Source organism: Photobacterium lucens (genome assembly GCF_009873615.1).
In the GTDB taxonomy this organism is placed as follows: Bacteria; Pseudomonadota; Gammaproteobacteria; order Enterobacterales; family Vibrionaceae; genus Photobacterium; species Photobacterium lucens.
Genome location: NZ_SSMG01000069.1, coordinates 1 through 1,416 on the forward strand (window position 1 = coordinate 1; position 1,416 = coordinate 1,416).

At 41.7% G+C, this 1,416-nt stretch carries 1 protein-coding gene; it reads right to left on the reverse strand.

Going from position 1 to position 1,416, the window contains the following annotated elements; all coding sequences use genetic code 11:
- Positions 1 to 6 precede the first annotated feature (6 nt).
- Positions 7 to 1,329 carry a putrescine-ornithine antiporter gene (potE, locus tag E5A76_RS03765; RefSeq protein WP_053987398.1) on the reverse strand — a complete coding sequence of 441 codons (1,323 nt, stop codon included), beginning with the start codon at positions 1,327 to 1,329 and terminating at the stop codon, positions 7 to 9.
- Positions 1,330 to 1,416 lie beyond the last annotated feature (87 nt).

The following is a 1,416-nucleotide window of genomic DNA, read 5'->3' on the forward strand; positions in this document are numbered from 1 at the left end:
CTTTAATTATTTAGCTTCTACTTCTTTTACATCACGAGCTGCAATGAAGCCGTAGAAGATGTAACCGAATAGAGTCAAGATAGTGCCGCCGAATACTGCTGTTGCACCACAAGCATATACACCGTAGATACTGTAGATAACTGCTAACGTACCCACAACAGCGCCTAAGCGGTATTGTTTTGGTGTAACCATGTTTTTGCGTAGCATTACTTCCAGACCTGTCATAGATAGGATGTAAGGCACCATGTTGATAAATACTGCTAGGTTTAGTAGCGCGTTGAACTGGTTAATCAAGTCTGGAGAAATTGTCATCATCGCTAGTGCAAGTTCAGCAACTAACATGATTAACATACCAGCGATTGGCGCACCTGCTTTGTTTGTTTTAGCGAAGATTTTAGGGAATAGACCTTCATCTGCCGCAGCTTTAGATACTTGAGCGTTGGTGAACTGCCAACCTAGTAGCGAACCGATACATGCGATTACTGCTGCTAGTGTAACGATGTTACCTACTGTTGGGTTAAACATGTGGCTAAATACTAGGCCAAATGGTGCAGTAGATGCTGCTAGTTCTGCGTTAGGAATAATACCTTGGATAACACCAGTAGAGGCAATGTAGATAACCGCTGCGAAACCTGTACCGAATAGTACTGCAAGTGGTACGTTACGCTCTGGGTTTTCAACTGCATCAGAGTTAGCCCCCGCAGATTCAATACCTAGGAATGCCCATAAAGTCAGTGCGATACCTGAAGATACAGAGTGCATTGTAGTGTCGTGGTGTGGGTTCCATGCGCTCATGAAAGTTTGTGGATCGAACCACCACCAACCGATGATTGATAGACCTAGTACAGGTAGGATGATACCCCAAACAGTGAATGCTGAGATTTGACCTGTGATTTTAGGACCACCGAAGTTAGCAACCATAGTTAGAATAAGTACAGCACACACACCGAAGAAAGTGTGCATTGGTGTATCTAACCAAGGCATGAATGGTTTGATGTAACCAACAGCTGATACGGCGATTGCTACACAACTAATTACAAGACATACGTAGTATGTGTAAGAAGAGATAAAGAAAGATGATTTGCCGTGAGCTTCTTCCGCGTAAGCTGACATGCCGCCAGAACGTTTACAGAAAGCACCACATTTAGCGAATGTGTAAGCAATACACATTGCACCTAATGCTGTAACTACCCAAGATAGCATTGAGATTGCACCAACTTGAGCCAAGCTCGCTGGTAGCATAATAATACCTGAACCCATCATATTAACTGCTACAAGAACAGTTAATCCGACTAGACCCATTTTTTTAGTGCTAGTATCTGATGACATATATTCACCTATGATTAAAAGATAATAACAATTAATAAAGATTTAATTGTTATCGTGATATTCAATTAATATGTTCAAAGGTGATTT